24 protein-coding genes are annotated in these 25,109 nt (G+C 73.3%); 10 read left to right on the top strand and 14 right to left on the bottom strand.

The genetic code is table 11. The features are described from left to right. Positions 1–11: 11 nt before the first annotated feature. Positions 12–1,727: a sodium/solute symporter gene (locus FHS37_RS19475; protein WP_184822934.1), complete on the top strand. Its 1,716-nt coding sequence runs from the start codon at positions 12–14 to the stop codon at positions 1,725–1,727. Further along, positions 1,724–2,929 carry a sensor histidine kinase gene (locus FHS37_RS19470; RefSeq protein ID WP_184822932.1) on the top strand — a complete coding sequence of 402 codons (1,206 nt, stop codon included), beginning with the start codon at positions 1,724–1,726 and terminating at the stop codon, positions 2,927–2,929. Before FHS37_RS19475 ends, FHS37_RS19470 begins: the two co-directional genes overlap by 4 nt. Before the next feature lie 35 nt (positions 2,930–2,964). On the opposite strand, the gene FHS37_RS19465 is transcribed toward FHS37_RS19470, so the two are convergent. From FHS37_RS19465 to FHS37_RS19435, 7 genes are all read right to left on the bottom strand, one after another. Next, positions 2,965–3,141 carry a hypothetical protein gene (locus tag FHS37_RS19465; RefSeq protein ID WP_184822930.1) on the bottom strand — a complete coding sequence of 59 codons (177 nt, stop codon included), beginning with the start codon at positions 3,139–3,141 and terminating at the stop codon, positions 2,965–2,967. 13 nt (positions 3,142–3,154) lie between these two features. After that, positions 3,155–4,963 (bottom strand): serine/threonine-protein kinase, encoded by a 1,809-nt coding sequence (locus FHS37_RS19460; protein WP_184822928.1) that lies wholly within the window; start codon positions 4,961–4,963, stop codon positions 3,155–3,157. 27 nt (positions 4,964–4,990) lie between these two features. Next, positions 4,991–6,313: a DUF6777 domain-containing protein gene (locus tag FHS37_RS19455; protein WP_308439454.1), complete on the bottom strand. Its 1,323-nt coding sequence runs from the start codon at positions 6,311–6,313 to the stop codon at positions 4,991–4,993. 192 nt (positions 6,314–6,505) lie between these two features. Next, the gene (locus FHS37_RS19450) at positions 6,506–7,456 is read right to left on the bottom strand and encodes a cytochrome c oxidase assembly protein (RefSeq protein ID WP_184822924.1); all 951 of its coding nucleotides are present in this window, start codon (positions 7,454–7,456) and stop codon (positions 6,506–6,508) included. A 106-nt stretch (positions 7,457–7,562) separates the two neighbouring features. Then, on the bottom strand, positions 7,563–8,588 hold the full coding sequence (locus tag FHS37_RS19445) for a 6-phosphofructokinase (RefSeq protein ID WP_184822922.1): 1,026 nt from the start codon (positions 8,586–8,588) through the stop codon (positions 7,563–7,565). Between the two features lie 200 nt (positions 8,589–8,788). Continuing rightward, positions 8,789–9,517: a type 1 glutamine amidotransferase gene (locus tag FHS37_RS19440; RefSeq protein ID WP_184822919.1), complete on the bottom strand. Its 729-nt coding sequence runs from the start codon at positions 9,515–9,517 to the stop codon at positions 8,789–8,791. A gap of 24 nt (positions 9,518–9,541) precedes the next feature. After that, positions 9,542–10,780: a Mur ligase family protein gene (locus FHS37_RS19435; RefSeq protein ID WP_184822917.1), complete on the bottom strand. Its 1,239-nt coding sequence runs from the start codon at positions 10,778–10,780 to the stop codon at positions 9,542–9,544. Between the two features lie 147 nt (positions 10,781–10,927). Between FHS37_RS19435 and def the strand changes: the two genes are divergently transcribed. Then, positions 10,928–11,473 (top strand): peptide deformylase, encoded by a 546-nt coding sequence (def, locus tag FHS37_RS19430; RefSeq protein ID WP_184822915.1) that lies wholly within the window; start codon positions 10,928–10,930, stop codon positions 11,471–11,473. A 36-nt stretch (positions 11,474–11,509) separates the two neighbouring features. Here the strand turns inward: def and FHS37_RS19425 are convergent, their stop codons facing one another. Next, positions 11,510–12,151, bottom strand: a complete 642-nt coding sequence (locus FHS37_RS19425; RefSeq protein ID WP_184822914.1) for a TetR/AcrR family transcriptional regulator — start codon at positions 12,149–12,151, stop codon at positions 11,510–11,512. 173 nt (positions 12,152–12,324) lie between these two features. Here FHS37_RS19425 and FHS37_RS19420 point away from each other — a divergent pair, with 173 nt between their 5' ends. After that, positions 12,325–13,551, top strand: coding sequence for an acyl-CoA dehydrogenase family protein (locus tag FHS37_RS19420; RefSeq protein WP_184822912.1), 1,227 nt, complete (start codon positions 12,325–12,327; stop codon positions 13,549–13,551). A 102-nt stretch (positions 13,552–13,653) separates the two neighbouring features. Continuing rightward, entirely contained in the window at positions 13,654–14,334 is a 681-nt protein-coding gene (locus FHS37_RS19415) for a transcriptional regulator (RefSeq protein WP_184823253.1), read from the top strand. On the opposite strand, the gene FHS37_RS19410 is transcribed toward FHS37_RS19415, so the two are convergent. From FHS37_RS19410 to FHS37_RS19385, 6 genes are all read right to left on the bottom strand, one after another. Then, complete coding sequence (locus tag FHS37_RS19410; protein WP_184822910.1) at positions 14,321–15,184, bottom strand: RICIN domain-containing protein; 864 nt, start codon at positions 15,182–15,184, stop codon at positions 14,321–14,323. The genes FHS37_RS19415 and FHS37_RS19410 overlap by 14 nt on opposite strands. Positions 15,185–15,328: 144 nt before the next feature. After that, positions 15,329–15,565, bottom strand: coding sequence for a DUF6213 family protein (locus FHS37_RS19405; RefSeq protein WP_184822908.1), 237 nt, complete (start codon positions 15,563–15,565; stop codon positions 15,329–15,331). A 25-nt stretch (positions 15,566–15,590) separates the two neighbouring features. Next, positions 15,591–16,976: an NADP-dependent succinic semialdehyde dehydrogenase gene (locus FHS37_RS19400; protein WP_184822905.1), complete on the bottom strand. Its 1,386-nt coding sequence runs from the start codon at positions 16,974–16,976 to the stop codon at positions 15,591–15,593. A 77-nt stretch (positions 16,977–17,053) separates the two neighbouring features. Beyond that, a complete protein-coding gene (locus FHS37_RS19395; RefSeq protein WP_184822903.1) occupies positions 17,054–17,518 on the bottom strand; it encodes an NUDIX hydrolase in 465 nt (154 codons plus the stop codon). Continuing rightward, positions 17,515–19,053 (bottom strand): ATP-dependent DNA ligase, encoded by a 1,539-nt coding sequence (locus FHS37_RS19390; RefSeq protein ID WP_184822901.1) that lies wholly within the window; start codon positions 19,051–19,053, stop codon positions 17,515–17,517. The genes FHS37_RS19395 and FHS37_RS19390 overlap by 4 nt, the downstream gene beginning before the upstream one ends. Before the next feature lie 50 nt (positions 19,054–19,103). Next, on the bottom strand, positions 19,104–20,048 hold the full coding sequence (locus tag FHS37_RS19385) for an NAD(P)/FAD-dependent oxidoreductase (protein WP_184822899.1): 945 nt from the start codon (positions 20,046–20,048) through the stop codon (positions 19,104–19,106). 77 nt (positions 20,049–20,125) lie between these two features. Here FHS37_RS19385 and FHS37_RS19380 point away from each other — a divergent pair, with 77 nt between their 5' ends. The 5 genes from FHS37_RS19380 to FHS37_RS19360 all read left to right on the top strand — a co-directional run bounded on the left by FHS37_RS19380 (position 20,126) and on the right by FHS37_RS19360 (position 25,088). Continuing rightward, the gene (locus FHS37_RS19380; RefSeq protein ID WP_184822897.1) at positions 20,126–20,713 is read left to right on the top strand and encodes a helix-turn-helix domain-containing protein; all 588 of its coding nucleotides are present in this window, start codon (positions 20,126–20,128) and stop codon (positions 20,711–20,713) included. Between the two features lie 97 nt (positions 20,714–20,810). Then, complete coding sequence (locus tag FHS37_RS19375) at positions 20,811–21,788, top strand: NADPH:quinone oxidoreductase family protein (RefSeq protein ID WP_184822895.1); 978 nt, start codon at positions 20,811–20,813, stop codon at positions 21,786–21,788. Then, on the top strand, positions 21,785–22,966 hold the full coding sequence (locus tag FHS37_RS19370) for an acyl-CoA dehydrogenase family protein (protein ID WP_184822893.1): 1,182 nt from the start codon (positions 21,785–21,787) through the stop codon (positions 22,964–22,966). The genes FHS37_RS19375 and FHS37_RS19370 overlap by 4 nt, the downstream gene beginning before the upstream one ends. Next, a complete protein-coding gene (locus FHS37_RS19365; RefSeq protein ID WP_184822891.1) occupies positions 22,963–24,045 on the top strand; it encodes an acyl-CoA dehydrogenase family protein in 1,083 nt (360 codons plus the stop codon). The genes FHS37_RS19370 and FHS37_RS19365 overlap by 4 nt, the downstream gene beginning before the upstream one ends. Positions 24,046–24,224: 179 nt before the next feature. Beyond that, a complete protein-coding gene (locus FHS37_RS19360; protein ID WP_184822889.1) occupies positions 24,225–25,088 on the top strand; it encodes a phosphatidylinositol-specific phospholipase C/glycerophosphodiester phosphodiesterase family protein in 864 nt (287 codons plus the stop codon). Positions 25,089–25,109 lie beyond the last annotated feature (21 nt).

Here is a 25,109-nt window from a genome sequence, read left to right as displayed (position 1 = left end):
CCGTCCGCACCGTGAACTCCAGCTACGCCGTCCCCGCCGTCGCGCTCGTCGTCCTGGCGACCGTCCTCGTCGGCGCCTTCGGCCTGCGGGTCTCCCGCACCACCTCCGACTTCTACGTCGCCTCCCGCACCGTCGGCCCCCGCCTCAACGCGGCCGCCATCAGCGGCGAGTACCTCTCCGCCGCCTCCTTCCTGGGCATCGCGGGACTCGTCCTGGTCCAGGGCCCGGACATGCTCTGGTACCCGGTCGGCTACACCGCCGGCTACCTGGTCCTGCTGCTGTTCGTCGCCGCCCCGCTGCGCCGCTCCGGCGCGTACACCCTGCCCGACTTCGCCGAGGCGCGGCTCGCCTCGCAGGCGGTGCGGCGGCTCGCGGGCGCCTTCGTCGTCGGTGTCGGCTGGCTGTACCTGCTGCCCCAGCTCCAAGGAGCCGGGCTCACCCTGACCGCCGTCCTCACCGGTGCGCCCGACTGGCTCGGCGGGGTGGTCGTCGCCGTCGTGGTGACCGTGATCGTCGCCGCGGGCGGCATGCGCAGCATCACCTTCGTGCAGGCCTTCCAGTACTGGCTGAAACTCACCGCGCTGCTCGTCCCCGCCCTCTTCCTGGTCCTCGCCTGGCAGGGCGACGGGGCGCCCGGCCACGCCTTCGACGAACCGGCCGCCTTCCGCGAGCAGCGCGTCGTCCGGGTCGAGGACGGCCTCGACCTCAGGCTGGAGAAGCCGCTGACCGTGACCGTGGACGGCACCGTCGACGGCCGCGCGCACGCCGGCACCGAGCTCCGGCTGCCCGCCGGCACCCACCACATCGACGGCGGCACACGCCTGACGTTCGCCGAGGGCGCCGAGGTCCCCGCCGCCGGACGCGGCACCGACGACGCCCTGTCGCCGTCCCGGGCCGAGTCCCGCGAGGAGCGCCCGCTGTACGCCACGTACGGGCTGATCCTCGCCACCTTCTTCGGCACCATGGGACTGCCGCACGTCGTGGTCCGCTTCTACACCAGCCCGCACGGCGTCGCCGCCCGCCGCACCACCGTCGCGGTCCTCGGCCTGATCGGCGCCTTCTACCTGCTGCCCCCGGTCTACGGCGCGCTGGGCCGCCTGTACGCGCCCGAACTCACGCTCACCGGGAACGCCGACGCCGCCGTCCTCCTGCTGCCCGACCGGATGATCGGGGGAGTGGGCGGCGACCTGCTCGGCGCGCTGGTCGCCGGGGGCGCCTTCGCCGCGTTCCTGTCCACGGCCTCCGGGCTGACCATGGCCGTGGCCGGCGTGCTCACCCAGGACGTCCTCCCCTCGCGCGGCGTGCGGCACTTCCGGCTCGGCACGGTGCTCGCCATGGCCGTCCCGCTGGCGGCGAGCATCCTGGTCGGCGGGCTGCCGGTGGCCGACGCCGTCGGGCTCGCCTTCGCCGTGTCGGCCTCGTCCTTCTGCCCGCTGCTGGTCCTCGGCATCTGGTGGCGCCGGCTCACCCCGCCCGGCGCCGCCGCCGGGATGCTGGTGGGCGGCGGTTCCGCCTTCCTCGCCGTCGCCGCGACCATGGCCGGCTACCCGGGCGAGGGCCCCTGGCACGCCCTGCTCGCCTGGCCGGCCCTGTGGTCGGTGCCGCTGGGCTTCCTCACCATGATCCTGGTGTCCCTGGCCACCCCCGGCCGGGTACCGCCCGGCACGGCGTCGGTGCTGGCCCGCTTCCACCTGCCGGAGGAGCTCCGTACGGAGGTGTCCGCGTGAGCGGTTTCCTCGCCGGGCTGCTGGTCGCCGTGCTGCCCCTGCTGGCGGCAGGCTTCTGGCTGGGCCGGCGCACCGCCCGGCCCTCCAGCCTCGCCGGACTCGGCACCCCCGTCGAGCACGCCACCTTCGAGACCCTGCACACCGCCTCCCTGGCCGCGCCCCCGCTCCGGGCCGGCCTGACGGAGGAGACCGCCCGCAAGTCCGCCCGCAAGCTGCGCTCCCTGCTGGGCACGGACGCCCTGTGCCTCGCCGACCGCGACCGGGTCCTCGTCTGGGACGGTGTCGGAGCGCACCACCGCACCGAGATCATGGAGCGTCTCGCCGGTCCCCTCGACACCGGCCGCGGCGAGGCCTTCCCGCTCACCTGCGACACCCCCGACTGCGCGGTGCGCTGGGCCGTCGTGGCCCCGCTCACCGTCGACGACCGGGTGCACGGCGCGCTCGTCGCCTGCGCGCCCCACGAGTCCGCGGTCCTGGTCCGGGCCGCCGGGGAGGTCGCCCGCTGGGTCTCCGTCCAGCTCGAACTCGCCGACCTCGACCAGTCCCGCACCCGCCTCATCGAGGCCGAGATCCGAGCCCTGCGCGCGCAGATCTCCCCGCACTTCATCTTCAACTCGCTCGCCGTGATCGCCTCGTTCGTGCGCACCGACCCCGAGCGCGCCCGCGAGCTGCTGCTGGAGTTCGCCGACTTCACCCGCTACTCGTTCCGCCGGCACGGCGACTTCACCACCCTCGCCGACGAACTCCACGCCATCGACCACTACCTGGCACTGGTGCGGGCACGCTTCGGCGACCGCCTCTCGGTCACCCTGCAGATCGCCCCCGAGGTGCTGCCGGTCGCCCTGCCCTTCCTCTGCCTCCAGCCCCTCGTCGAGAACGCCGTCAAGCACGGCCTGGAGGGCAAGTCCGACCGGTGCCACATCCAGATCACCGCGCAGGACGCGGGCGCCGAGGCCCTGGTCGTCATCGAGGACGACGGTGCCGGAATGGACCCCGGCCTGCTGCGCCGCATCCTCGCCCGCGAGGTGAGCCCCACGGGCGGCATCGGACTGTCCAACGTCGACGACCGGCTCCGCCAGGTCTACGGCGACGACTACGGGCTCGTCATCGAGACCGCCGTGGGCGCGGGCATGAAGATCACCGTCCGGCTGCCGAAGTACCAGCCGGGCGTGCACTCGGCGGGCCGGCTCGCCCCGAAGTGAGGCCCCGCGGCGAGGCCGGCCGCCGCCGGTGGCACTCAGGTGCTGCGCGTGGCGACCATGCCGAGGGTGATCAGACCCAGGACGACCCAGCCGAACCACAGCCAGCCGTTGCTGCCGAGCGCCACCGTGTAGGCCGTCACGGCGACGAGCCCGCCGACGGTGAGCACGCCCATGGTCTTCGTGGAGCTGGAACCGTTCGCGGAACCGGGCATCGCGACACCCTCCTCATTCGGTTCCCTCCATGGTGCCCCCGTTCTGCCTCCTCACGGTGCACACGACGACATGAGTGCCGGATTTCCAGGCCCCCTCGCCGGTCCAGGACCCCGCTTCGTGGACGGACGGGTCGAAGCCGTAGTCACGCGGCGGCACCTCGCGCGCGCACGCGGCGTCCGACTCGGTGCGCGCCTCGGCGAGCGTGACGTCCTCGCCCAGCCGCGTGAACCCGAGCACCTGTTCGTCGTACCGGCCGCCGCACGGCACCAGCCGGGCCTCCCGCCGGGAGCGCACGTCCAGGCAGTCCCGCCGCTGCATCGTCGCGGTGTCGGCGAACGCCGTCCCGAACCGGCGCCGGTCACCGAGCGGCCCGTACACCGGCCCGTGCGCCCCCAGCACCAGACAGGCGGTGCGCCGTCCGGCCGCCTCGAACCCCTCCGGGGTCGGTACGACGGCCAGACCGCGGACGTCGGCCAGCCTGCCGCGGACCTCCCGCGTCCGCTCCTCGCACCGGGCCGGCCCCTGCTCCCGCGCCTCCTCGCTCGACGCGGCCTCGACGAACGCCATGACCTGTCCGTCGGGCGCCTCGTCCCCGCAGGACGGGTCCAGGGCGAGCCGGGGGAGGCCGGCGAACCGGGTGCCGCCGGGCCAGTCGGCGAGCACGCAGTCGCCCTCCTTCAGGGGTTCCGCCAGCCCGACGGTCTCGCCGTACGGCGCCGCCGTCCCGTCGCCGCCGCCGTGCGTCCGGTCGGCCAGCGCGTACCAGGCACCCCCCAGGGCCAGCACCAGGCCGAGCCCGCCGGCGAGGACGGCGCGCAGCGCGTGCGGGCGGGGGCGCCGGCGGGCGCCGGTGGCGGAACCGCGTGTCTCCCCTCCGGCGGCGGGCCGGGCCGGGACCTCCCAGGGCGACGGCGACCCGAGGTCCGTCTGCGTCCGCGCGTACGCCTCCGACTGGGGCATGACGATGCGGGCCAGCTCCGCCTCCGCCGCCCGTGCCGTCGTCCGCAGCTCCGGGTCCTTCGTGAGCAGCCCCCGCAGCACCGGCTCCAGCGCGCCCGCCCGCACCGGCGGGCGCGGTTCCTCCGTGACCACCGCGGTGATCGACGCCAGCGGCGACTCCCGTGCGAAGGGGCCGCGGCCCTCCACGCCGTGGTAGAGCGTGCAGCCGAGCGAGAACAGGTCGGCCGCGGGGGTGGGCGGGCCTCCGGTGACCCGCTCCGGCGCCAGGTAGCCCGCCGTGCCGACCAGCGCGGACGCCATGGTGTACCGCGTCTCACCGGTGTCCGGCTGGACGGAGATGCCGTAGTCGGTGAGCAGGACCCGCCCGTACGGCGAGCCGGCGCGGTCCGGCGCGAGCAGGATGTTCGCCGGTTTCACGTCCCGGTGCATCACGCCCCGCTCGTGCCCGGCGGTCAGCGCGTCCAGCACGGCCAGTCCGATCCGGGCGCACTCGGCCGGGGCCAGCGGGCCGCCCCGGGCGACCAGCTCACGCAGGTCGACGGCGCCCGCGACGTACTCCATGACGATCCAGGGCAGCCCTTCGTGCTCCAGCACGTCGTGCACGGTCACCACGTGCGGGTGGCCGCGCAGGCCCGCCGCGTGCCGGGCCTCCGCGCGGGCCCGCGCCACCCGGGCCTCGCGCTCCTGACCGGGCTCGGCCGGATCGTGGAACACGATCTCCTTGAGGGCGACCTCGCACGCGAGTCTCTGGTCGTGGGCGAGCCAGACGTGTCCCATGCCGCCGCCGCCCAGCCGGCGCAGCAGCAGGTAGCGGCCGGCGATGACCCGGCCGACTCCGGACGTCGGTGATCCTGAGGGCATCCGATGAACTCCCGGGTTCGCGGGGCGCTAAGCGGTGGTGGTCCCCGCAGGGGGGCCGGTGGGGGCGGGAGCGCCGCTCACGGGCGTACCGGTCGCCGGGGGCGGTGCGGTGCTCGTGACCGGATCGCCGGCCGGGGGAGAGGAGGCGGTGGTCCCCGGGGGCGCCCCGGTCACGACGGGCGGCGGGGAACCGGTCCCCGTCCCGGCGCCCGGCGGCGGGGGCGTGGGGGCGGGTCCGGTGCTCGACGGAGGCGGTCCGGAGCCGTCCGCAGGCGCGCCGGACGAAGGGGGAGTGGTCGCGGGAGTCCCGCCCGGCGCGCCGGGCTCCGGCCGCTCGGATCCCGCCGGTTCCGAGGAGGGCGCGGGGGAGGACGGCGATGACGACGACGGCGACGGTGAGGACGGCGACGAGGACGGCGATCGCGGGCCCTCCGTCACCCGCGACGACTCCGTGCCCGGGGAGGGGGGCTTCGTACCGGGGGCGCTTCCCCGCTCGCCCTCCTCCGCCACGCTCAGCGTGACGTACGCCCCGAACCGCAGCTCGACGCCGGCAGCCGGGTCGGAGGCCGTGACCCGCGCCCGGTCCGGCGGCAGCCCCTCTCCGGCGTACGCGACCGCCAGCCCCCGCTCGGCCAGCCGCCGGCCCGCCTCACCGAACGTGGCTCCGGCGAGCGGCGGCACCGCACGCCGCTCCCGGGTGTCGAAGACGGAGTCGTCCTCGCCGACCGTCCCGACGGGCCGCTCCACGCCCCGGTCGGGATCCTCGACGTCGACGAGGGAGATCCGCTCCAGTTTCCGGGGCGCGGGCCGCACCACCACGACCTCGGAACGGTCGTAGCCCTTCCACTTCTCGTTCCCGTTCTCGAACGTGACCGAAATCCTGTTCTTGTCCCCCTCGAAGGGACGCAGCGGATTTCCGCACGAGCACTTCACCGCGGGCAGCCCCCGTTCGTCGACCAGAACGGCGATTCCCGCCTGGAGCAGGGCGTGGAAGGGAACAGCCTTTCCCTTTTTGTAGTCGTGGTTCTTCACGAGGGTGTCGTGACGCAGGAGAACAGGGGTGAGCCGGTCGAGGTATTCCGGTATACCGTCCGTGCGGATCCCGAGCGCCTTCGCCCACGCCCGCGCCTTGCGGTCGTTGCGCGGCTCGGTGAGGTACCGCTCCAGCCGCTCGACGTCGCAGATCGCCTGCCGTCCGGTGCCCCCGTACAGACCGGGGGCGTCGCCCTGCTGCAGGCCGCCGTGGGCGGGCCGCGACCGCACGTCGGCGTCCCGTCCGAGCCCGCTGCCCTCGTCGAAGAAAGGCGCCCGGGAAGCGACTCCCGCGGCGACCGCCTTGACGTCGAACAAAGGTGTGGCCGAATCGCACCCGCTGACGAACAGAAGGAACAACGGCAGGACGGCGATCTTCCGAATCGCCGTTTTCCCCGCCCCGTGCATGAACGCGCGCAGTGTCATCACCGCTCCCCCCGGCGGTTTCCCCCAGAAGCATCATGCTACTGGAGGAAAATGCCCGTTCAAGGGGTTTCGGGAACGGTGAATTCAGTTCCCGCGTGCGTGCAGTGAGGCCAGATAGGCGTTGTACGCCTCGAGTTCCTTGTCCCCGTCGCGGTCGGCGGCGCGGTCCTTGCGCCTGGCCTGCCGCTGGTCCGAGGCGTACCACTGGAACAGCAGCGCGATCAGCACCAGCACGGACGGGACCTCGCTGAACGCCCAGGCGATGCCGCCGGCCGCGTTCTGGTCGGACAGGGCGTCGATCCCGAGCGAGGCGGGCGGGTTCTCGAAGCTCGTGACCATCGGGCTGGACGCCATCATCAGCGCGATGCCGAAGAAGGCGTGGAACGGCATGCCCGCGAACAGCTCCAGCATCCGCATGAGGTGTCCCGGCCGGTGCGGGCCCGGGTCCACGCCCATGATCGGCCAGAAGAAGACCAGTCCGACGGCGAGGAAGTGCACCATCATCGCGATGTGCCCGACCTGCGAACCCATCAGGAAGTCGAACAGCGGGGTGAAGTACAGCGCGTACAGGCTCGCGATGAACATCGGGATGGTGAACACCGGGTGGGTGATGACCCGCATGTAGCGGCTGTGCAGCAGCATCAGCAGCAGCTCGCGCGGTCCCCTGCGGCCCCGTCCGGCGGTCGGCAGCGCGCGCAGCGCCAGGGTGATCGGGGCGCCGAGCAGGAGCAGGATCGGCGACACCATGCTGATCACCATGTGCTGCACCATGTGCACGCTGAACATGACCATGCCGTAGTCGTTCAGCTTGGTGCACATCACCAGCCCGATGGTCAGCACACCGGTGACGAACGCCACCGTCCGTCCCACCGGCCACTTGTCCCCGCGCCGGGTGAGGCGCACCACGCCCCAGCCGTACAGGGCCAGCCCGAGCAGGCAGGCGAGGAGAAAGAACGGGTCCGCCGACCAGGCGAGTCCTCGCCCCAGCGTGAACGGCGGCAGATCCATGGTCATGCCGTGCCCGCTGTGATCCATCCGCCGGCTCCTGTTTCGTGGGGGTTGTGCGCTGTCTGTCCGCACCAGAGTAGAACCGCCCCCGGCCGCGGCTGCGACCGGGGGCGGGCTCCGCCCACTCAAGGTGTCACAGGACACACGCCGCTTCGGCGTAGCGCTCCTCGGGCACCGTCTTCAGCGTCTCGACGGCCTCGGCCAGCGACACCATGACGATGTCGGTCCCGCGCAGCGCGGTCATCCTCCCGAACTCGCCGCGGTGCACGGCCTCCACCGCGTGCCAGCCGAACCGCGTGGCCAGCACCCTGTCGTACGCCGTCGGCGTGCCGCCGCGCTGGACGTGCCCGAGGATGACCGGACGGGCCTCCTTGCCGAGCCGCGCCTCCAGCTCCAGGGAGAGCTGCCGCGCGATCCCGGCGAACCGCTCGTGGCCGTAGACGTCCTTGCCGCCCTCGTCGAAGTCCATGGTCCCGGCCTTCGGCTTGGCCCCCTCCGCGGCCACCACGATCGCGAACCGCTTGCCGGCCGAGAACCGCTCGCCGACCTTCGCGGCCAGCTCCTCGATGTCGAAGGGCCGTTCGGGCACGACGACGGCGTGCGCGCCGGCCGCCATGCCGGAGTGCAGCGCGATCCAGCCGGTGTGACGGCCCATGACCTCCACGATCAGCACGCGCTGGTGGGACTCGGCGGTGGTCTTCAGCCGGTCCAGGGCCTCGGTCGCCACACCGACGGCCGTGTCGAAGCCGAAGGTGACGTCGGTGACAGCGATGTCGTTGTCGATGGTCTTCGGCACACCGACTATCGGCAGGCCGTTGTCCGACAGCAGCCGGGCCGCCTTCAGCGTGCCCTCGCCGCCGATCGGGATGATCGCGTCGAGCCCGAGCTCCCGCACGTGCCCCTTGGCCCGCTCCACGCCGTCCCGCAGATGCTCGGGGCGGACCCGGGAGGAGCCGAGGATGGTGCCGCCGCGGGCGAGGATGCCGCTCACCGCGTCGAGGTCGAGCTTGAGGTAGTCGCACTCCAGGAGGCCCTTCCACCCGTCCCGGAAGCCGATGACCTCGTCGCCGTGGTCGACGACGGCACGGTGCACGACGGACCGGATGACGGCGTTCAGGCCGGGGCAGTCGCCGCCGGACGTGAGGACACCAATGCGCATAGCCCGAAACAACCTTCTCGATGTGGGCCGGGACCGGACCGCGCTGTCCGGCTCGATCTCCGTCACCCTAGCGGCATCGGGGGGCGGGGCCGCACCTCGCGTCCGCCTGCTGGACGACCCCGCTCACCTGTGCGGAGCAGTCGTCAGACGGGCCGGTCACGCCCGTCCGGCGACAGGGTGTCCACCGGTCCGGGCGCGCCTCAGGCGGTCTGCTGCGCCGCCGCGATCCGCTCGCCCCGCAGCGCCTCGTACCACCGGTCGTCGGTCGGCGGCAGCGCGTTGACGTCGAGCGCCAGCTTCAGCAGCAGGTCCGCGATCTGCGGGTTGCGGGCGAGCACGGGGCCGTGCATGTAGGTGCCGAAGACGGTGTCGTTGAACGCGCCCTCCGTGCCGTCCCCGGTGCCGTTGCCGTTGCCGAAGCGCACCTGGGCCAGCGGGCGGGCCGTCGGGCCCAGGTGGGTGACGCCCTGGTGGTTCTCGAAACCGGTCAGCGGGGGCAGCCCCAGCTGCGGGTTGATGTCCGCCAGCACGTCGCCCACGCACCGGGCGCCCTCACCGCGCACCGAGACCACGTCGAGCAGGCCGAGGCCGGGCTCGCGCTGGCCGAGGTCGTTGATGAACTCGTGGCCGAGGATCTGGTAGCCGGCGCACACCGAGAACACGATCGCGCCGTTCTCCACCGCCCGGTGCAGACCGCCGTCCCGGCGCAGCCGCTCGGCGGCCAGCCGCTGCGGGCGGTCCTCGCCGCCGCCGATCAGGTAGATGTCGCCGGAGGTCGGGATCGGCTGGTCGCTGCGCACGTCGAGCCGGGCCACGTCCAGGCCGCGCTGCCGGGCGCGGCGCTCGACGACGAGGACGTTGCCCTGGTCGCCGTAGGTGCTGAGCAGGTCCGGGTAGATCCAGACGACCCGCAGCTGGTTGTCGCTCACTTCAAGTCCCCTGAGGTGTCGTGGTCAGTTGCCGACGCGGCGGCGCAGGTCCTGGAACGCGGTGTAGTTGGCGATGACCTCGATCCGTCCGGGCGGGCACAGCTGGATCGCCTGGTCGAGGTCCTCGCAGACCTGGAACTGCTGGTCGGCGACCTCCAGGCGCACCGCGAGGTCCAGCTTCCGGTCGCCGATGACGCAGATCGGGTGACCGGTCAGCCGCGTGTAGTCGACGTCCCACAGCCAGGAGGTGTCGGTGCCGTCGGCGGAGCGCGCGTTCACCGACAGGATCACCGGGGTCGGCGGCGGGTCGATCAGCGAGAACGTCTCCAGCCAGCCGGCGGGGTTCTTGGCGAGCAGCAGCCGCAGGTCCCGGCCCTGGAACTGCACGACGTCGTAGCGGCCCGCCACGGCCTGCACCTGGTACATCCGCTCCAGGGCGACCTGCGGCGGCACCCCGAAGACGGCGGCGACGGCCGCGGAGCTCGCGGCGTTGGCCTTGTTGGCGCGGCCCGGCAGCTGGAGGTGGATCGGCCAGGCGGAGCCGTGCGGGTCGAGCACGTGGTCGCCGGAGAGCGCCCAGCTCGGGGTCGGCCGGCGGAAGCCGCACTCGCCGCAGAACCAGTCGTCGCCCGGACGCTGCATCACACCGCCGCAGGACGGGCAGGACCAGGCGTCGTCCTTCCACATCTGCCCGGCGGCGACCCAGATCACGTTGGGGGAGGAGGACGCGGCCCACACCACCAGCGGGTCGTCGGCGTTGGCGACGACGACGGCCTTGGAGCCGGCCAGGCCCTCGCGCCAGTTCTCGGCGAGCATCCGGGTCTCGGCGGCGCGGTCGAGCTGGTCGCGGGAGAGGTTGAGCAGGGCGATGCACTTCGGGTCGGTGTCCCGGGCGACGCCGGCGAGGTACTTCTCGTCGACCTCGATGACGCCGAACTTCGCGTCCGAGCCCCCCGCGAGCGCCGAGGTGATGCCGGCCGGCATGTTGGCGCCGAGCGCGTTGGAGACGACCGGTCCCGCGGCCCGCAGGGCCTCGGCGATGAGCCGGGTGGTGGTGGTCTTGCCGTTGGTCGCCGAGACCAGCACGACGTCCAGGTTCTGGGCGAGCCGGGCGAGGAGGTCGGGGTCGAGTTTCAGCGCCACCCGGCCGCCGATCACCGAACCGCTGCCGCGCCCGGCGGCGCGGGATGCCGCCGCGACCGCCTTGCCCGCGGTCACGGCCAGCTTGGCCCGCGGCGTGAGCGGGTCCGAGTTGCCTGCCATCAGTTCTCGATCCTCCTTGCGTACGCGCCGCGCCTGTGCCTGACGGCCACGTGGTGTGAACGTCAGCCTATCGAGATCCGTTCGCACTCCAGAACCGCGGCACCCTCGTGAGACGGGCGATGCTGGGAGGACCGTACTCTGACCGCCATGCGACACGGCTCCATCCCCGGCGTCCACGGACGTGTGCGGCCCCTCACCCTGCTCGGCGACCCGGTGCTGCGCGCACCCTGCCGGGAGGTCACCGACTTCGGCCCGGAACTGGTCCGCCTGGTGGAGGACTTGTTCGCGACGATGTACGCGGCCCGGGGGGTGGGCCTGGCCGCCAACCAGATCGGCGAGCCGCTGCGCGTGTTCGTGTACGACTGCCCGGACGACGAGGACGTCCGGCACCTCGGCCACGTGGTGAACCCGAGGCTGGTCGAGACGGACGGCGTGGTGGTGCGCGGCCCCGAGGGCTGCCTGTCCCTGCCGGGGCTGGAGGCCGGGACGGAGCGTTACGACCACGCGGTCGTCGAGGGCTTCACGGCGACCGGCGAACCGGTCACCGTCCACGGCACGGGTTTCTTCGCCCGGTGCCTGCAGCACGAGTGCGACCACGTGGAGGGGCGTCTCTACGCCGACCGGCTGACGGGGTGGCGGCACCGCAGGCTCATGCGCCAGGTGAAGCGGGCTTCCTGGAGCCGGGAGGGCTGAGGGGGAGGGACGAAGGGGGCGAAGGGGGCGGAGGGTTCAGAACCCCGGGCCGCCCACCTTGTCGCCCGCCGCGGCCAGCCGCCCCCACAGCAGGTCGGCCAGGCTGCGCACCAAGTCGGCGCGGGAGCAGGGCCGTTCACCGAGCCACCAGTCACCGGCCGCGTGCATCATGCCGACGATGCCGTGCCCCCACACCCGGGCCAGCTGCTGGCTGCCCGGTCCGAGGTCCAGCCGCTCCTCGATGACCTGTGCCAGCTCCTCGCCCATCCGGCGCAGCAGCGGTGCCGAGTGCTTGCCGACGTCGAAGCCCTGGTCGCTCTGCGACCCCTCCGCCGGGTGCATCAGGAACCGGTACACCTGGGGGCGCGCCTCGATCGCGGCCAGGTACGTGTCCAGCGTGGCCTCGACCCGCTCGCGCCGCTCCGCCGGGGCGTCCAGCGCGGCCCGCAGCGAATCCAGCAGCGCGTCGGTGTGCCGCTTGGCCAGGGCGGCGTAGAGTCCGCCCTTGTCGCCGAAGTGCCGGTAGAGGATCGGCTTGGTGATGCCGGCCTCGGCGGCGATCGCGTTCATCGAGGCCTGCGGGCCGTCGCGCAGCACCACCCGGTCGGCGGCCTCCAGCAGCTCGCGTCGGCGTCGGTCGGCGGACCGCTGCTGATCGGTCCGCTGTGTGGTGTCCATGAACTCTCCCCACCCGTGCTGTTTCGGTGACGCCTGCGCAAACTAACACTGACGGCGCTCCGGGCATCGAACGGGATGCCGACCGGCCCCGGGGAGTTGACTTTTCCTACCCGCGGGTAACAGACTCGTGTTACCGCAAGTAACATGCACGTGCACCGCCCGCTGGAGGGGACATGGCCGAGTTCACCATGGAGCTCAACGACGAACAGAAGGAGGTGCGGGACTGGCTGCACGGCTTCGCCGCCGACGTCATCCGCCCCGCGGCCGCCGAATGGGACGAGCGTGAGGAGACTCCCTGGCCGGTCATCCAGGAGGCCGCCAAGGTCGGCATCTACTCCCTGGACTTCTACGCCCAGCAGTACTTCGACGCAAGCGGTCTCGGCATCCCCATGGCGATGGAGGAGCTGTTCTGGGGCGACGCGGGCATCGCCCTGTCGATCGTCGGCACCGGTCTGGCCGCCGTGGGTGTCCTCGCCAACGGCACCGAGGAGCAGATCGGCACCTGGATCCCGCAGATGTACGGCGACGCGAACGACGTCAAGGTCGCCGCGTTCTGCTCCTCCGAGCCCGACGCCGGCTCCGACGTGGCCTCGATGCGCACCCGCGCGGTGTACGACGAGGCCAAGGACGAGTGGGTGATCAACGGCACCAAGACCTGGGCGACCAACGGCGGCATCGCCAACGTCCACGTCGTGGTCGCGGTCGTCGACCCGGAGCTCGGCTCCAAGGGCCACGCCTCCTTCATCATCCCGCCGAACACCCCCGGCCTGTCCCAGGGCCAGAAGTTCAAGAAGCACGGCATCCGCGCCTCGCACACCGCCGAGGTCATCCTGGACCAGGTGCGCGTCCCCGGCTCCTGCCTGCTCGGCGGCAAGGAGAAGCTGGACGAGCGCCTCGCCCGCGCCCGCGAGAAGGCGAAGAAGGGCGGCGAGCGCGTGAAGAACGCCGCCATGGCCACCTTCGAGGCGTCCCGTCCGGCCGTCGGCGCCATGGCGGTCGGCACCGCCCGCGCCGCGTACGAGGTCGCCCTGGAGTACGCCCAGACGCGTGAGCAGTTCGGCCGCCCGATCATCGACAACCAGGGCGTCGCCTTCCAGCTCGCCGACATGCGCACCCAGATCGACGCCGCCCGCCTCCTGGTCTGGCGCGCCTCCTGGATGGCGATCAACGGCAAGCCGTTCACGGCCGCCGAGGGTTCGATGTCCAAGCTGTTCGCCAGCGAGACCGCCAAGAAGGTCACCGGCCAGGCGATCCAGATCCTCGGCGGCAACGGCTACACGCGCGAGTACCCGGTGGAGCGGATGCACCGCGACGCCGCCATCTACACGATCTTCGAGGGCACGAGCGAGATCCAGCGCCTGGTGATCGCCCGCACCCTGTCGGGCATGCCCATCCGCTGAGGCGGCCGCGAGGACCACCCGGCGGTGCGGGCGGCACCGCCGGGTTATCCCCGTCCCCTCCCGGGGGAACGTTCGTGTGTGACCGACGCGACGGAGGACGCGATGACCCGCACGGCCCGGGACCTGCTGGAGACCACCACCCGCGACCTGGCCCCGGACCCGCGCGCCAACCCCCTCGTGCCGCTGATCGCCCGGGGCGAGGCGGACCGGGACGTCCTGGCCGCGCTCGCCCTGGAGCAGGGCCTGGTGATCCCCGCGGACCGCCGCGCGTTCCTCCACCTGGCGGACCGGTCTGCCGCCGAACCGCACTGCGCCGCGTTCTTCACCGCCCTCGCGGAGGGCGAGGCGCTCGCCGAGGAACACCTCGAGCCGTTCGCGGCCGCCTGCGGTGTCGACGCGGCCCGGGCGGACGCGTACGACCCGCTGCCGGGCTGCCAGGCCTACCCGGCCTGCGTCGCCTGGCTGGCCCTCAACGCCGCGCCGGCCGACGCCGTCCTCGCCGTGACCGCCAACTTCTCGGCCTGGGGCGGCTACTGCGCCACGATCGCGAAGGCCCTGCGCACCCACTACGGCTTCACCGACGAGGCCTGCGCCTTCTTCGACTTCTTCGCCGAACCGGCCCCGGACCTCGACCGCACGGCCCGGGCGGCGGTCCGGGCCGCCCTGGACACGGGCAGCCTGGACGAGCACCGCGCACGCCGTCACGGCCGTCTCCTGCAGAGCTACGAAGCCATGTTCTGGGCGGCCCTGCGGTCTCCCGCCCGGCCGGTCAGGCGGGAGTGAGCTGCTTCCAGACCTGGGCGTCGGTGCCGTTGCACTCGTGGATCTGGACCCGGACGCCGTTGGCGAAGTCCGCGTAGGGCACGTCCAGGCACTTGCCGGACCGGGGGTTGACGAAGCCGACCGGGACGGTCTGGTCGTAGCGCCACTGCTGGGCGCCGGTGCCGTTGCACGTGTGGATCTGCACCTTGGTGCCGTCGGCGGTCCCCCCGTCGGCCACGTCCAGGCACTTGCCCGAGTTCGGGTTCACCAGGGTGCCCTCGGGCGTGGCCCTCCAGGTCTGGCCCAGGGAGCCGTTGCAGTCCCACAGCTGCACCCTCGTGGCGTCCTCCGTGCCGGCGCCGCTCACGTCCAGGCAGTGCTCGCCGCCGTCGGGGCTGTAGGCGAACCCCGTGGGCGCGGGCTCCGGTCCGGTCACGGTGAACGTGCACCAGGCGGACCAGTCGGACGGGCCCTCGGCGCCCTCGGCGCGGATCCGCCACTGGTAGTCACCCGGGCCGAACGTGCTGGTGGGGATCTGCACCGCCCACACGTGGCCGGTCCCCGTGGTGGTCCGCAAGGCGCTGAACGGCTGCTCGCCGAGGCGTGCGAGCTCCATCCTTGCGGCGAGGCCGGGCTGGGGTTCCAGCCCCTTGACCGAGGCGGCGAACATCGGCGCGGAACCGTTGGCGGTGCTGAACGTCGGCGGGGTCGCGGCGCCGCACTGCTGGAAGCCCGCGTAGGCGCTGGTGGAGATCCGCAACGCCTCGGGGACGTCCGGGGTGGCGGCCCACGCGGTGGCGGGAAGGCCGAGGCCGAGGAAGGCGGCGGCCAGGCCCGTGGCCGCGGCGGCCGCGGAACGATTCCGTCTCATGACTGCTCCATCGCACGATCGATCACTCGGTCGCTCAGCAGTCCACACCACCGCACGTCCCCCGTCAGCCCTTCGGGTGCCGGCGTAAGGATTGCGTCACATTTCCTGTTCCCGTGCCGACCGGGCGCGGCGGCCGGGCGGGGCCTACGGGGCACCGCCGCTGCTGTGCGCGATGCACGCCACGTCGATCCGGTCGGCCAGCTTCGCCAGCTCGATGGTGAGTGCGGCCACCGTGTCCTCGTCGAGCCCGTCCTCCCCGGCCTCCACGAGATGCAGCCACCGTCCGCCCACCGTGCGGAGCAATTTGCTCACGTCGGCCGCGGCCACCTGCAAGGCACCGCGGTCGTCGACGATCAGAGGCAGAGTCACTTCGCGGTTCACAGTCGGGATCGTAGCCGCGGAAGCGTCACGCACCGTGCCAAACCGTGGTGATGTTGCAGAACTCGCGGATTCCGTGCCCGGACAGCTCACGCCCGTACCCGGACCGCTTGACCCCGCCGAACGGGAACGCCGGATGGGACGCCGTCATGCCGTTCACGTACACGCTGCCCGCCTCCAGGTCCCTCACGAACCGGTCGGTCTCGGCCTCGTCGCGCGTCCAGACGTTGGAGCTCAGGCCGAAGTCGGTGTCGTTGGCGATCAGCAGGGCCTCGTCCAGGTCGGCCGCCCGGTACAGCGTGGCGACCGGACCGAAGGCCTCCTCCCGGTGGATGCGCATCTCCCGGGTGATCCCGGTGAGCACGGTCGGCGGGTAGAACCAGCCGGGCCCGTCGGGGCGTTCGCCGCCGCACAGCACGGTGGCGCCCGAGCGGACGGCGTCGTCGACCAGTTCCTCCAGGTCGGTCCGGCCCCGTTCGCTGGAGAGCGGCCCGACGTCCGTCTCCTCGTCCATCGGGTCGCCGACCTTCAGCGCCCTCATGCCCGCGACGAAGCGTTCGGCGAAGGCGTCGTGGACGTCCGTGTGCACGATGAACCGCTTGGCGGCGATGCAGGACTGCCCGGTGTTCTGGGTCCGCGCGGTCACGGCGACCTCGGCGGCCCGGTCCAGGTCGGCGGAGGGCATGACCACGAACGGGTCGCTGCCGCCCAGCTCCAGCACCGTCTTCTTGACCATCTCCCCGGCGGTGGAGGCGACCGCGCGTCCGGCGGGCTCGCTGCCGGTGAGGGTGGCGGCCTTCACCCGCTCGTCCCGCAGGATGTCGTCGACCGCGGCGGAGCCGATCAGCAGGGTCTGGAAACAGCCCTCGGTGAAGCCCGCCCGGTGGAACAGGTCCTCCAGGTACAGGGCGGTCTGCGGCACGTTCGAGGCGTGCTTGAGCAGGCCCACGTTGCCCGCCATCAGCGCGGGCGCCGCGAACCGGATCACCTGCCACAGCGGGAAGTTCCACGGCATCACGGCGAGCACCGGGCCGATCGGCCGGTAGCGCACCAGGACCCGGGAGGCGCCGGAGTCCTTCACGTCGGAGGCGTCGGGCTCCTCGTCGGCGAGGAGTTCCGCCGCGTGATCGGCGTACCAGTGCATCGCCTTGGCGCACTTCGCGGCCTCCGCGCGGGCCTGCTTGACCGGCTTGCCCATCTCCGTGGTGATCACCCGGGCGATGTCCTGCTGGTCCTCGAGGAGGAGGTCGGCGGCCCGGTGCAGCAGACGGGCGCGCTCGTCGAAGGCCGTCGTCCGGTACGTGCGGAACGTGGCCTGGGCGAGCTGGAGCCGGCGCTCGATCTCGTCCTCTCCCATGGGGTGGTACGTCTTGACCGTCTCGCCGTTCGCCGGATTGACCGTTGCGATGTGCATCGCTGACCTCCCTGGGGACGGGCTGTGCTTTTCGACCTTCCCGCGCGGAGATGGGCCGCGCAACGCGGGAGGGCCCCTCAGGACGAGTGCTCCGCCAGGCGGTCGAGAAACGCCGACTGCGCGGTGACGATCACCTCCCGGGCCCGGTCCAGTGCGAACCACTCCACCCGGTCCAGCTCCGGGAACTCCCGGATCCGCCCGGACCTCGGCGGCCACTCCGTCGTGAACGTGCCGGGGACGACCGTCGCCGGGTCGAGGTCGGCCTCGACCGCCCACGCCGTGACGACCTTGCCGCCCGACTGCCGGACCTCCCCGAGGGGGAACGCCTCCCCGTCCGGCGGCTCCAGCCCCAGCTCCTCCCGGAACTCCCGGCGCGCCGCCTCCCAGGCCGGTTCTGCGGGGTCGTACTCGCCCTTGGGCACGGTCCACGCCCCGGTGTCCCGCCGCGCGAAGAACGGGCCGCCCATGTGCCCGAGCAGCACCTCCAGGCCCCGGTCGGTGCGCCGGAACAGCAGCAGGCCGGCGCTCCGGGCGCCCCTCACGGCCGTACCTCCGGATGCGCGGCGAGCAGCGCCTCGACCGTGTCGGCCTCCTCGGGGCGCTTGTCCTCGCGGTAGCGGACCACGCGGGCGAAGCGCAGGGCGACGCCGGCCGGGTAGCGGGGGGAGCGCTGGAGGCCGTCGTAGGCGATCTCCACGACGAGCTCGGGCCGTACGGTGACGACGTACCCGCCCTCGTCGACGGCCAGCTCCCGCAGCCGCTCGGTCTGCCAGGCGAGCATCGCGTCGGTCATGCCCTTGAACGTCTTGCCGAGCATGGCGAAGCCGCCGTCGGCGGTGCGGGCGCCCAGGTGCAGGTTGGACAGCTTCCCGGCGCGCCGGCCGTGACCCCACTCGGCGGCCAGCACCACCAGGTCGAGCGTGTGCACGGGTTTGACCTTCAGCCAGGAGGCGCCGCGCCTGCCCGCGCTGTAGGGGGCGTCGAGTCCTTTGACCACGACGCCCTCGTGGCCGCGCTCCAGGGTCGCGGCGAGGAACTCCTCCGCGGCGCCCGTGTCCTGAGGTCCGGACACCACCGTGCGCCGCACCCGCAGGGGTTCCGGGACGAGCCGGGCCAGCTCCGCGTGCCGCTCGGCGAACGGCAGGTCCAGCAGGTCGCGGCCGTCGACGGACAGCGCGTCGAAGAAGACGGGCGAGACGGGGACCTCCCGGGCGGCCGTCGCCACGTCCACCCGGGAGCCGACCCGTCCGGCGGTCTCCTGGAACGAGCGGGGGCGCCCGTCCGCGTCGAAGGAGACGACCTCCCCGTCGAGGACGAAGCGTTCGCCCGGCAACTCCCGTGCCGCCGCGGTCACTTCCGGCAGACGGTCGGTGATGTCGTCGAGGGTCCGGGTGTGCACGCGGACGGTGTCGCCGTCGCGGTGGACCTGGATCCGGACGCCGTCCAGTTTCTCCTCGACCGCGCAGGCGCCGAGCTTCTCGACCGCCTCGGCGACCGAGGAGGCGCTGTGGGCCAGCATCGGCAGCACCGGGCGGCCGACGGTGAGACGGAACCGCTCCAGCGCGGCGGGGCCGTCCGCCAGCAGCGCCCCGGCCACCGTCTGCAGGGAGCCCGCGAGCATCACCGCGCGCCGCACCTCCGCCGCCGGCGCCCCCGTCGCCCGCGCCAGCCCCTCCACCGCGACCGCGTCCAGGGCGCCCTGCCGGACCTCCCCGGTGAGCAGCCCGAACAGGAACCGCTGCTCGTCCTCGGTGGCCGCGCCCAGCAGCTCCCCGACCAGCCGGGCCCGCTCGGCCCGTGATCCGGGACCGGACACCCCGCCCAGCCTGCCGAGCAGGGCGTCGACCTCGCGGACGGTCAGGGTCGGCTCGGCGGCGGGGGCGACCGGACGGCCCAGCACCTTCCAGCCGACGCCGAGCCGGCCCTGCGGCAGCCGCCCCGCCAGATACGGGATGACGATCGGCACGTCGTCCGCCTCGGCGTCCCGGAACAGCTCGGCGAGCAGAGCGATCTTCCGGGACCGCGCGGAGGCGGCGGCGACTTCCTGGGACACACGGGCCAGACGGGACAGCAGCATGCAGTCAGAGTGCTACGGAGTCGTGTCCTTCACACCCGGCCGTCCGGGGGTCACCCGGTCACCGCCGCGTCCAGGTCGGTCATGAGCAGGTCCCCGACGATCGCGGCCGCCGCGCGGTAGCCGCCGCTCGCCGCGTGGACGACCTGCTCGGCGAAGCCGATCGCGTTGCCCGCCGCCCAGACGCCGGGCACCGTGGTCAGGCCCGTGGCGTCGACGACCGGGTACGTGCCGAACGGGGTCTCGTTCATCTCGGCGCCCAGCCGCCGGAGCAGGCCCGTCTGCGGCACGGGGCGCGGTCCGACGTAGAGCACGGAGCGGGCGTGCGTGGAGCCGTCGGCGAGGCGGACCCCGGCGAGCCGGTCGTCCTCGACCAGCAGCTCCGCGACCTCGCCGGGCACCACGTCGACCCCGGCGGCGGCCAGCCGCCGCAGGTCCTGGTCGGACAGCTCCTCCTCGGCGACCGTGTGCAGGAAGAAGGTGACGTCCTTGGACCACTGGGACACCATCAGCGCCTGGTGCACGCTCGTCGCACCGGAAGCGAGGACGCCGAAGGGCTCGTCGCGCACCTCCCAGCCGTGGCAGAACGGGCAGTGCAGCACGTCCCGCCCGAACCGCTCGGCGACCCCGGGCACCGCGGGCAGCTCGTCCTTCAGCCCGGTGGCGACGACCAGCCGGCGGGCCCGCACGGTCCGCCCTGTGCCGAGCACGACGGTGAAGTCCTCGCCCCGGGACACGTCCGTGACCCGGTCCCGGACGAGCTCGACGCCGTAGCGCGCGATCTCCTCCCGCCCGGCCGCGAGGAACTCGGCCGGCGACATCCCGTCGCGCGACAGATAGCCCTGCATGTGGGACGAGGGCGCGTTGCGCGGTTCGCCGGCGTCGACGACCAGCGTCCGGCGCCGGGCCCGGCCCAGCACCAGAGCGGCGGACAGCCCCGCCGCGCCGCCGCCGACGACGACCACGTCGTAGAGCTCGTCGGTGTACGTCTTGTTCATGTTGACCACCTCCACGACGACGGTCGCCCAGGCACTGCAGGATTGACAAACGACTTTGCCGATCCTGCAATACTGGTATGACCGACGACAGCACGAGCACGGACGACGTCCTCGCCGAGGTGGGCCCCCGGCTGCGGCGGATCAGGAGGGAGCGGGAGGTGACGCTCGCGGCTCTGTCCGAGGCGACCGGCATCTCCGTCAGCACCCTCTCGCGGCTGGAGTCCGGACTGCGCAGACCCAGTCTGGAACTGCTGCTGCCGATCGCGCAGGCCCACCAGGTGCCGCTGGACGAACTGGTCGGCGCGCCGCCGGTCGGCGATCCGCGGGTCCGTTCCGAGCCGATCGTGCGCCACGGCCGCACCCACTGGCCGCTCACCCGCCAGCCCGGCGGGCTCCAGGCCTACAAGGTGCTCGAACCGCGGCGCAGGCTCGAGCCCGAACCCCGCACCCACGAGGGCTACGAGTGGCTGTACGTGCTGTCCGGGAGGCTCCGGCTGGTGCTGGGCGAGCACGACGTGGTGCTGACCGCGGGCGAGGCCGCCGAGTTCGACACGCGCGTGCCGCACTGGTTCGGCTCGACGGGGGAGGGGCCGGTGGAGTTCCTCAGCCTGTTCGGGCCGCAGGGGGAGCGGATGCACGTACGGGCACGGCCCAAGCGGGCGTGACGCACACGACTGTTCCCTGAGAGCAAGCAACCGCTTAGTATGCGGTGGACCCGGTCCGGGTGAACCCCGACGTCCACCAGCCCCGTGGAGGCCCCGCATGCAGGCATGGCAAGTGCACGAGCTCGGCGAGCCGGGCGAGGTGATGCGCCTCGCGGACGTGGCGCGACCGACGCCCGGCGAGGGGCAGATCCTGCTGAAGGTGCGCGCCGCCAACGTCAACTTCCCCGACGCGCTGATGTGCCGGGGGCAGTACCAGGTCAGGCCGCCGCTGCCGTTCACGCCGGGCGTGGAGATCTGCGGCGAGACCGAGGACGGACGCCGGGTGATCGCCAATCCCGCGCTGCCGCACGGCGGCTTCGCCGAGTACGCCCTCGCGGACGCCCGCGCCCTGCTGCCCGCGCCCGACGCCCTGGACGACGCCGAGGCCGCCGCCCTGCACATCGGCTACCAGACCGGCTGGTTCGGCCTGCACCGCCGGGCCGGCCTGGAGGCCGGCGAGACCCTGCTCGTCCACGCCGCCGCGGGAGGGGTCGGCAGCGCGGCCGTGCAGCTCGGCAAGGCGGCGGGCGCCACGGTCATCGGTGTCGTCGGCGGCGCGGGGAAGGCGGCCGTCGCCCGCGAGCTGGGCTGCGACGTGGTGGTCGACCGCCGGGAGCAGGACGTCGTCGCCGCCGTCAAGGAGGCCACCGGCGGCCGGGGCGCCGACGTGGTCTACGACCCCGTCGGCGGCCCGGCCTACGCCCAGTCCGCCAAGGCGGTCGCCTTCGAGGGGCGCATCGTCGTCGTCGGCTTCGCCAGCGGCACGATCCCCAGCCCGGCGCTGAACCACGCCCTGGTGAAGAACTACTCGATCCTCGGCCTGCACTGGGGCCTGTACAACACCAAGAACCCGAAGCTGGTCCAGCACTGCCACGAGCAGCTCACCGAGCTGGCCGCCCGGGGTGCGATCAAGCCGCTGGTGAGCGAGCGCGTCCCGCTCGCCGGCGCCGCGACCGCCGTGCAGCGGGTCGCCGACGGTGTCACCACCGGACGCGTCGCCGTGCTGCCCGCCCTTCAGAACGGAGCCGCCGCATGACCGACGCCGCCGAGCTGCGCCGCCGCACGCACGAGCTGCTGGCCGCGCATCCGCCCGCCGGGACCGAGCGCCTGGAGTTCCTGCGCGCCCGCTTCGACGCCGGACTCGCCTGGGTGCACTTCCCCGAGGGACTCGGCGGGCTCGGCGTCCCGCGCTCCCTCCAGGCCGTCGTGGACGCCGAGCTGGCGGCCGCGGGGGCCCCCGACAACGACCCGCGGCGCATCGGCATCGGTCTGGGCATGGCCGCGCCGACGATCCTGCAGTACGGCACGGAGGAGCAGAAGCGGCGCTTCCTGCGGCCCCTGTGGACGGGCGAGGAGGTCTGGTGCCAGCTGTTCAGCGAGCCGGGCGCCGGATCGGACCTGGCCGCGCTCGGCACCCGTGCCGTCCGGGAGGGCGAGGACTGGGTGGTCAACGGGCAGAAGGTGTGGACGTCCAGCGCCCACCTCGCCCGCTGGGCCATCCTCATCGCCCGCACCGACCCGGACGTCCCCAAGCACCGGGGCATCACCTACTTCCTCTGCGACATGACCGACCCCGGGGTCGAGGTGCGGCCGCTGCGCCAGATCACCGGTGAGGCCGAGTTCAACGAGGTGTTCCTCACCGACGTCCGCATCCCCGACTCCCGCCGCCTCGGCGAGGTCGGCGACGGCTGGCGGGTCGCGCAGACCACGCTGAACAACGAGCGCGTCGCCATCGGCGGCATGCGGCTGCCCCGCGAGGGCGGCATGATCGGCCCGGTCTCGAGGACCTGGCGCGAACGCCCCGAACTGCGCACCCACGACCTGCACCAGCGGCTGCTGAGGCTCTGGGTCGAGGCCGAGGTCGCCCGCCTCACCGGCGAACGCCTGCGCCAGCAGCTCGTCGCCGGCCAGCCCGGCCCCGAGGGGGCCGGCATGAAGCTCGCCTTCGCCCGCCTCAACCAGGAGATCAGCGGGCTGGAGGTGGAACTCCGCGGCGAAGAGGGCCTGCTGTACGACGACTGGACCATGCGCCGCCCGGAGCTGGTCGACTTCACCGGCCGCGACGCCGGTTACCGCTACCTCCGCTCCAAGGGCAACAGCATCGAGGGCGGGACCAGTGAGGTCCTGCTGAACATCGTCGCCGAGCGCGTCCTGGGCCTGCCGGCCGAGCCGCGCACCGACAAGGACGTCGCGTGGAAGGACCTGGCCCGATGAGCGCACAGCCCGACCTGCTGTACTCGGAAGAGGAAGAGGCGCTGCGCGCCGCCGTCCGGGACCTGCTCACCGACCACTGCGACGCGGCGGGCGTGATCGCCCGGACCGAGTCGGCCGCGCCGCACGACGTGCAGGTGTGGAAGGCGCTCTCCGGCACGATGGGCCTCGCCGGCCTGCTGGTGCCCGAGGAACTGGGCGGTCAGGGCGCCACACACCGGGAGGCCGCCGTCGTCCTGGAGGAACTGGGCCGCGCGGTCGCGCCCGTTCCCTATCTGACGAGCGCCGTCGTCGCCACCGAGGCGCTGCTGGCCTGTGGGACCGACGGTCTGCTCGCGGAGCTGGCGTCCGCGACGACGATCGGTGCGCTGGCCGTCGGACTGCACGTGGCCCCGGGCGGCGCCTTCGCGAACGCGCGGCTCGAGAAGGGCGCTCTGCACGGGGAGCTGACCGGGATCGCCGACGCGGCCCTCGCCGACGTGCTGCTGGTGCCCGCGGACGACGGAGGGCTGTACGCGGTCGACGCCTCCGCCGCGACCGTCACCCCTCAGGTCTCCCTGGACCTGACCCGACCGGTGGCGCGCGTGACGCTCGAGGGCGCCCCCGGGCGCCGGCTGGGCGACGCCGAACCCGCCGTACGCCGTGCCCTGCGGGCCGGGGCCGGACTGCTCGCATCGGAACAGCTCGGTCTCGCCGACCGGTCGCTGACGGAGACCGTCCGCTACCTGAAGGACCGCAAGCAGTTCAACCGCCCCGTCGGCGGTTTCCAGGCGCTCAAGCACCGGCTGGCCCAGCTGTGGCTGGAGGTCGTCAACCTCCGCGCCGCCGCGCGGGGCGCCGCCGACGCCCTGGCGACCGGTGAGGACGCCGACGTGGCGGTCGCCGTCGCCCAGGCCTACGCGGCCCCCGCCGCGGTCCGCGCCGCCGAGGAGGCGCTGCAGCTGCACGGCGGCATCGGCATGACCTGGGAACACCCGGCACACCTCTACCTGAAGCGCGCCAAGGCCGACTCGATCGCCTACGGGACGGCGGGCGCCCACCGCGAGGCGCTGGCCGAACTGGTCGACCTGCGGGCGCCCTGACCCCCCGGTCGAACAGCGGCAGAAGCCCGCCCCTCGGGGGGCGGGCTTCTGCGCGCCCCGCGCGGTGAGGTGAACACACGACGGCGGATCGGCCAACTCCCCGCACGGTACTGCTCCTCGGCCTCGTACGGACCGCATACTCACTGAGGCCCCGTACGGCCCCACCAGGGAGGAAGAACATGGCCCTCACCACCCGCCGCAGAGCCCTCACCACCCTCGGCGCCGCCCTCGCCGGTTCCGTCGCCCTCCCCGCCGCCCAGGCGCTGGCCGGCGAACGGAAGCACCACCCGCGCCCGTTGTGGCGCGCCCACGCCCACAACGACTACGAGCACCCGCGCCCCCTCCTCGACGCCCTCGACCACCGCTTCGGCAGCGTCGAGGCGGACGTCTTCCTGGTCGGCGACCAACTCCTCGTCGCCCACGACCCCGAGGACCTCGACCCGTCCCGCACCCTCGAATCCCTCTACCTCGATCCGCTCGCCGCCCGCGTCCGCGCCCACCGGGGCTCCGTGTACCGCGGGCACCGCGGGCCGTTCCAGCTCCTCGTCGACCTCAAGACCGAGGGCTCGTCCACCTACCTCGCACTCGACCGCCGTCTGCGCCGCTACCGGCACCTGTTCACCACCTACGCGCACGGCCGGGTCCTGCCCGGGCCCGTCACGGCCGTCGTCTCCGGCGACCGCGCGGCCCGTGCGCCCATGGAGGCCCAGCGGGTGCGCCGCGCCTTCTACGACGGCCGTCTCGCCGACCTCGGCGGCCCGGCGCCGGCCTCCTTCGTCCCGTTGATCAGCGACAACTGGACGCTCCACTTCACCTGGCGGGGCGCCGGAGCGTTCCCCGACGCCGAGCGCCGGAAACTGCGGGACATCGTGGGCACCGCGCACGCGCGCGGGCAGAAGGTACGGTTCTGGGCCACCCCGGACCTCCCGGGCCCCGCACGCGACGCGCTGTGGGGCGAACTGGTCGCCGCGGACGTCGACCACCTCAACACCGACGACCTCGCCGGGCTGGAATCCTTCCTCGACGCCCACCGGCGGGCGTGACACCACACGTTCGGAGGACAG

The organism is Streptomyces griseomycini (assembly GCF_014203535.1).
GTDB classification, from domain to species: Bacteria; Actinomycetota; Actinomycetes; order Streptomycetales; family Streptomycetaceae; genus Streptomyces; species Streptomyces griseomycini.
Note: the sequence above shows the minus strand (reverse complement) of the source record. Positions and strands in the feature narration are given on the sequence as shown.

What these genes read in the sequence shown, in the direction of transcription:
- FHS37_RS19420 (WP_184822912.1), top strand. Translation starts at nt 12,325, where the DNA reads ATGGCCGAGTTCACCATGGAGCTCAACGACGAACAGAAGGAGGTGCGG.
- FHS37_RS19400 (WP_184822905.1), bottom strand. Translation starts at nt 16,976, where the DNA reads ATGCACATCGCAACGGTCAATCCGGCGAACGGCGAGACGGTCAAGACG.
- FHS37_RS19380 (WP_184822897.1), top strand. Translation starts at nt 20,126, where the DNA reads ATGACCGACGACAGCACGAGCACGGACGACGTCCTCGCCGAGGTGGGC.
- FHS37_RS19415 (WP_184823253.1), top strand. Translation starts at nt 13,654, where the DNA reads ATGACCCGCACGGCCCGGGACCTGCTGGAGACCACCACCCGCGACCTG.
- FHS37_RS19435 (WP_184822917.1), bottom strand. Translation starts at nt 10,780, where the DNA reads ATGGCAGGCAACTCGGACCCGCTCACGCCGCGGGCCAAGCTGGCCGTG.
- FHS37_RS19385 (WP_184822899.1), bottom strand. Translation starts at nt 20,048, where the DNA reads ATGAACAAGACGTACACCGACGAGCTCTACGACGTGGTCGTCGTCGGC.
- def (WP_184822915.1), top strand. Translation starts at nt 10,928, where the DNA reads ATGCGACACGGCTCCATCCCCGGCGTCCACGGACGTGTGCGGCCCCTC.
- FHS37_RS19410 (WP_184822910.1), bottom strand. Translation starts at nt 15,184, where the DNA reads ATGAGACGGAATCGTTCCGCGGCCGCCGCGGCCACGGGCCTGGCCGCC.
- FHS37_RS19450 (WP_184822924.1), bottom strand. Translation starts at nt 7,456, where the DNA reads ATGGATCACAGCGGGCACGGCATGACCATGGATCTGCCGCCGTTCACG.
- FHS37_RS19390 (WP_184822901.1), bottom strand. Translation starts at nt 19,053, where the DNA reads ATGCTGCTGTCCCGTCTGGCCCGTGTGTCCCAGGAAGTCGCCGCCGCC.
- FHS37_RS19425 (WP_184822914.1), bottom strand. Translation starts at nt 12,151, where the DNA reads ATGGACACCACACAGCGGACCGATCAGCAGCGGTCCGCCGACCGACGC.
- FHS37_RS19445 (WP_184822922.1), bottom strand. Translation starts at nt 8,588, where the DNA reads ATGCGCATTGGTGTCCTCACGTCCGGCGGCGACTGCCCCGGCCTGAAC.
- FHS37_RS19375 (WP_184822895.1), top strand. Translation starts at nt 20,811, where the DNA reads ATGCAGGCATGGCAAGTGCACGAGCTCGGCGAGCCGGGCGAGGTGATG.
- FHS37_RS19365 (WP_184822891.1), top strand. Translation starts at nt 22,963, where the DNA reads ATGAGCGCACAGCCCGACCTGCTGTACTCGGAAGAGGAAGAGGCGCTG.
- FHS37_RS19460 (WP_184822928.1), bottom strand. Translation starts at nt 4,963, where the DNA reads ATGCCCTCAGGATCACCGACGTCCGGAGTCGGCCGGGTCATCGCCGGC.
- FHS37_RS19370 (WP_184822893.1), top strand. Translation starts at nt 21,785, where the DNA reads ATGACCGACGCCGCCGAGCTGCGCCGCCGCACGCACGAGCTGCTGGCC.
- FHS37_RS19465 (WP_184822930.1), bottom strand. Translation starts at nt 3,141, where the DNA reads ATGCCCGGTTCCGCGAACGGTTCCAGCTCCACGAAGACCATGGGCGTG.
- FHS37_RS19360 (WP_184822889.1), top strand. Translation starts at nt 24,225, where the DNA reads ATGGCCCTCACCACCCGCCGCAGAGCCCTCACCACCCTCGGCGCCGCC.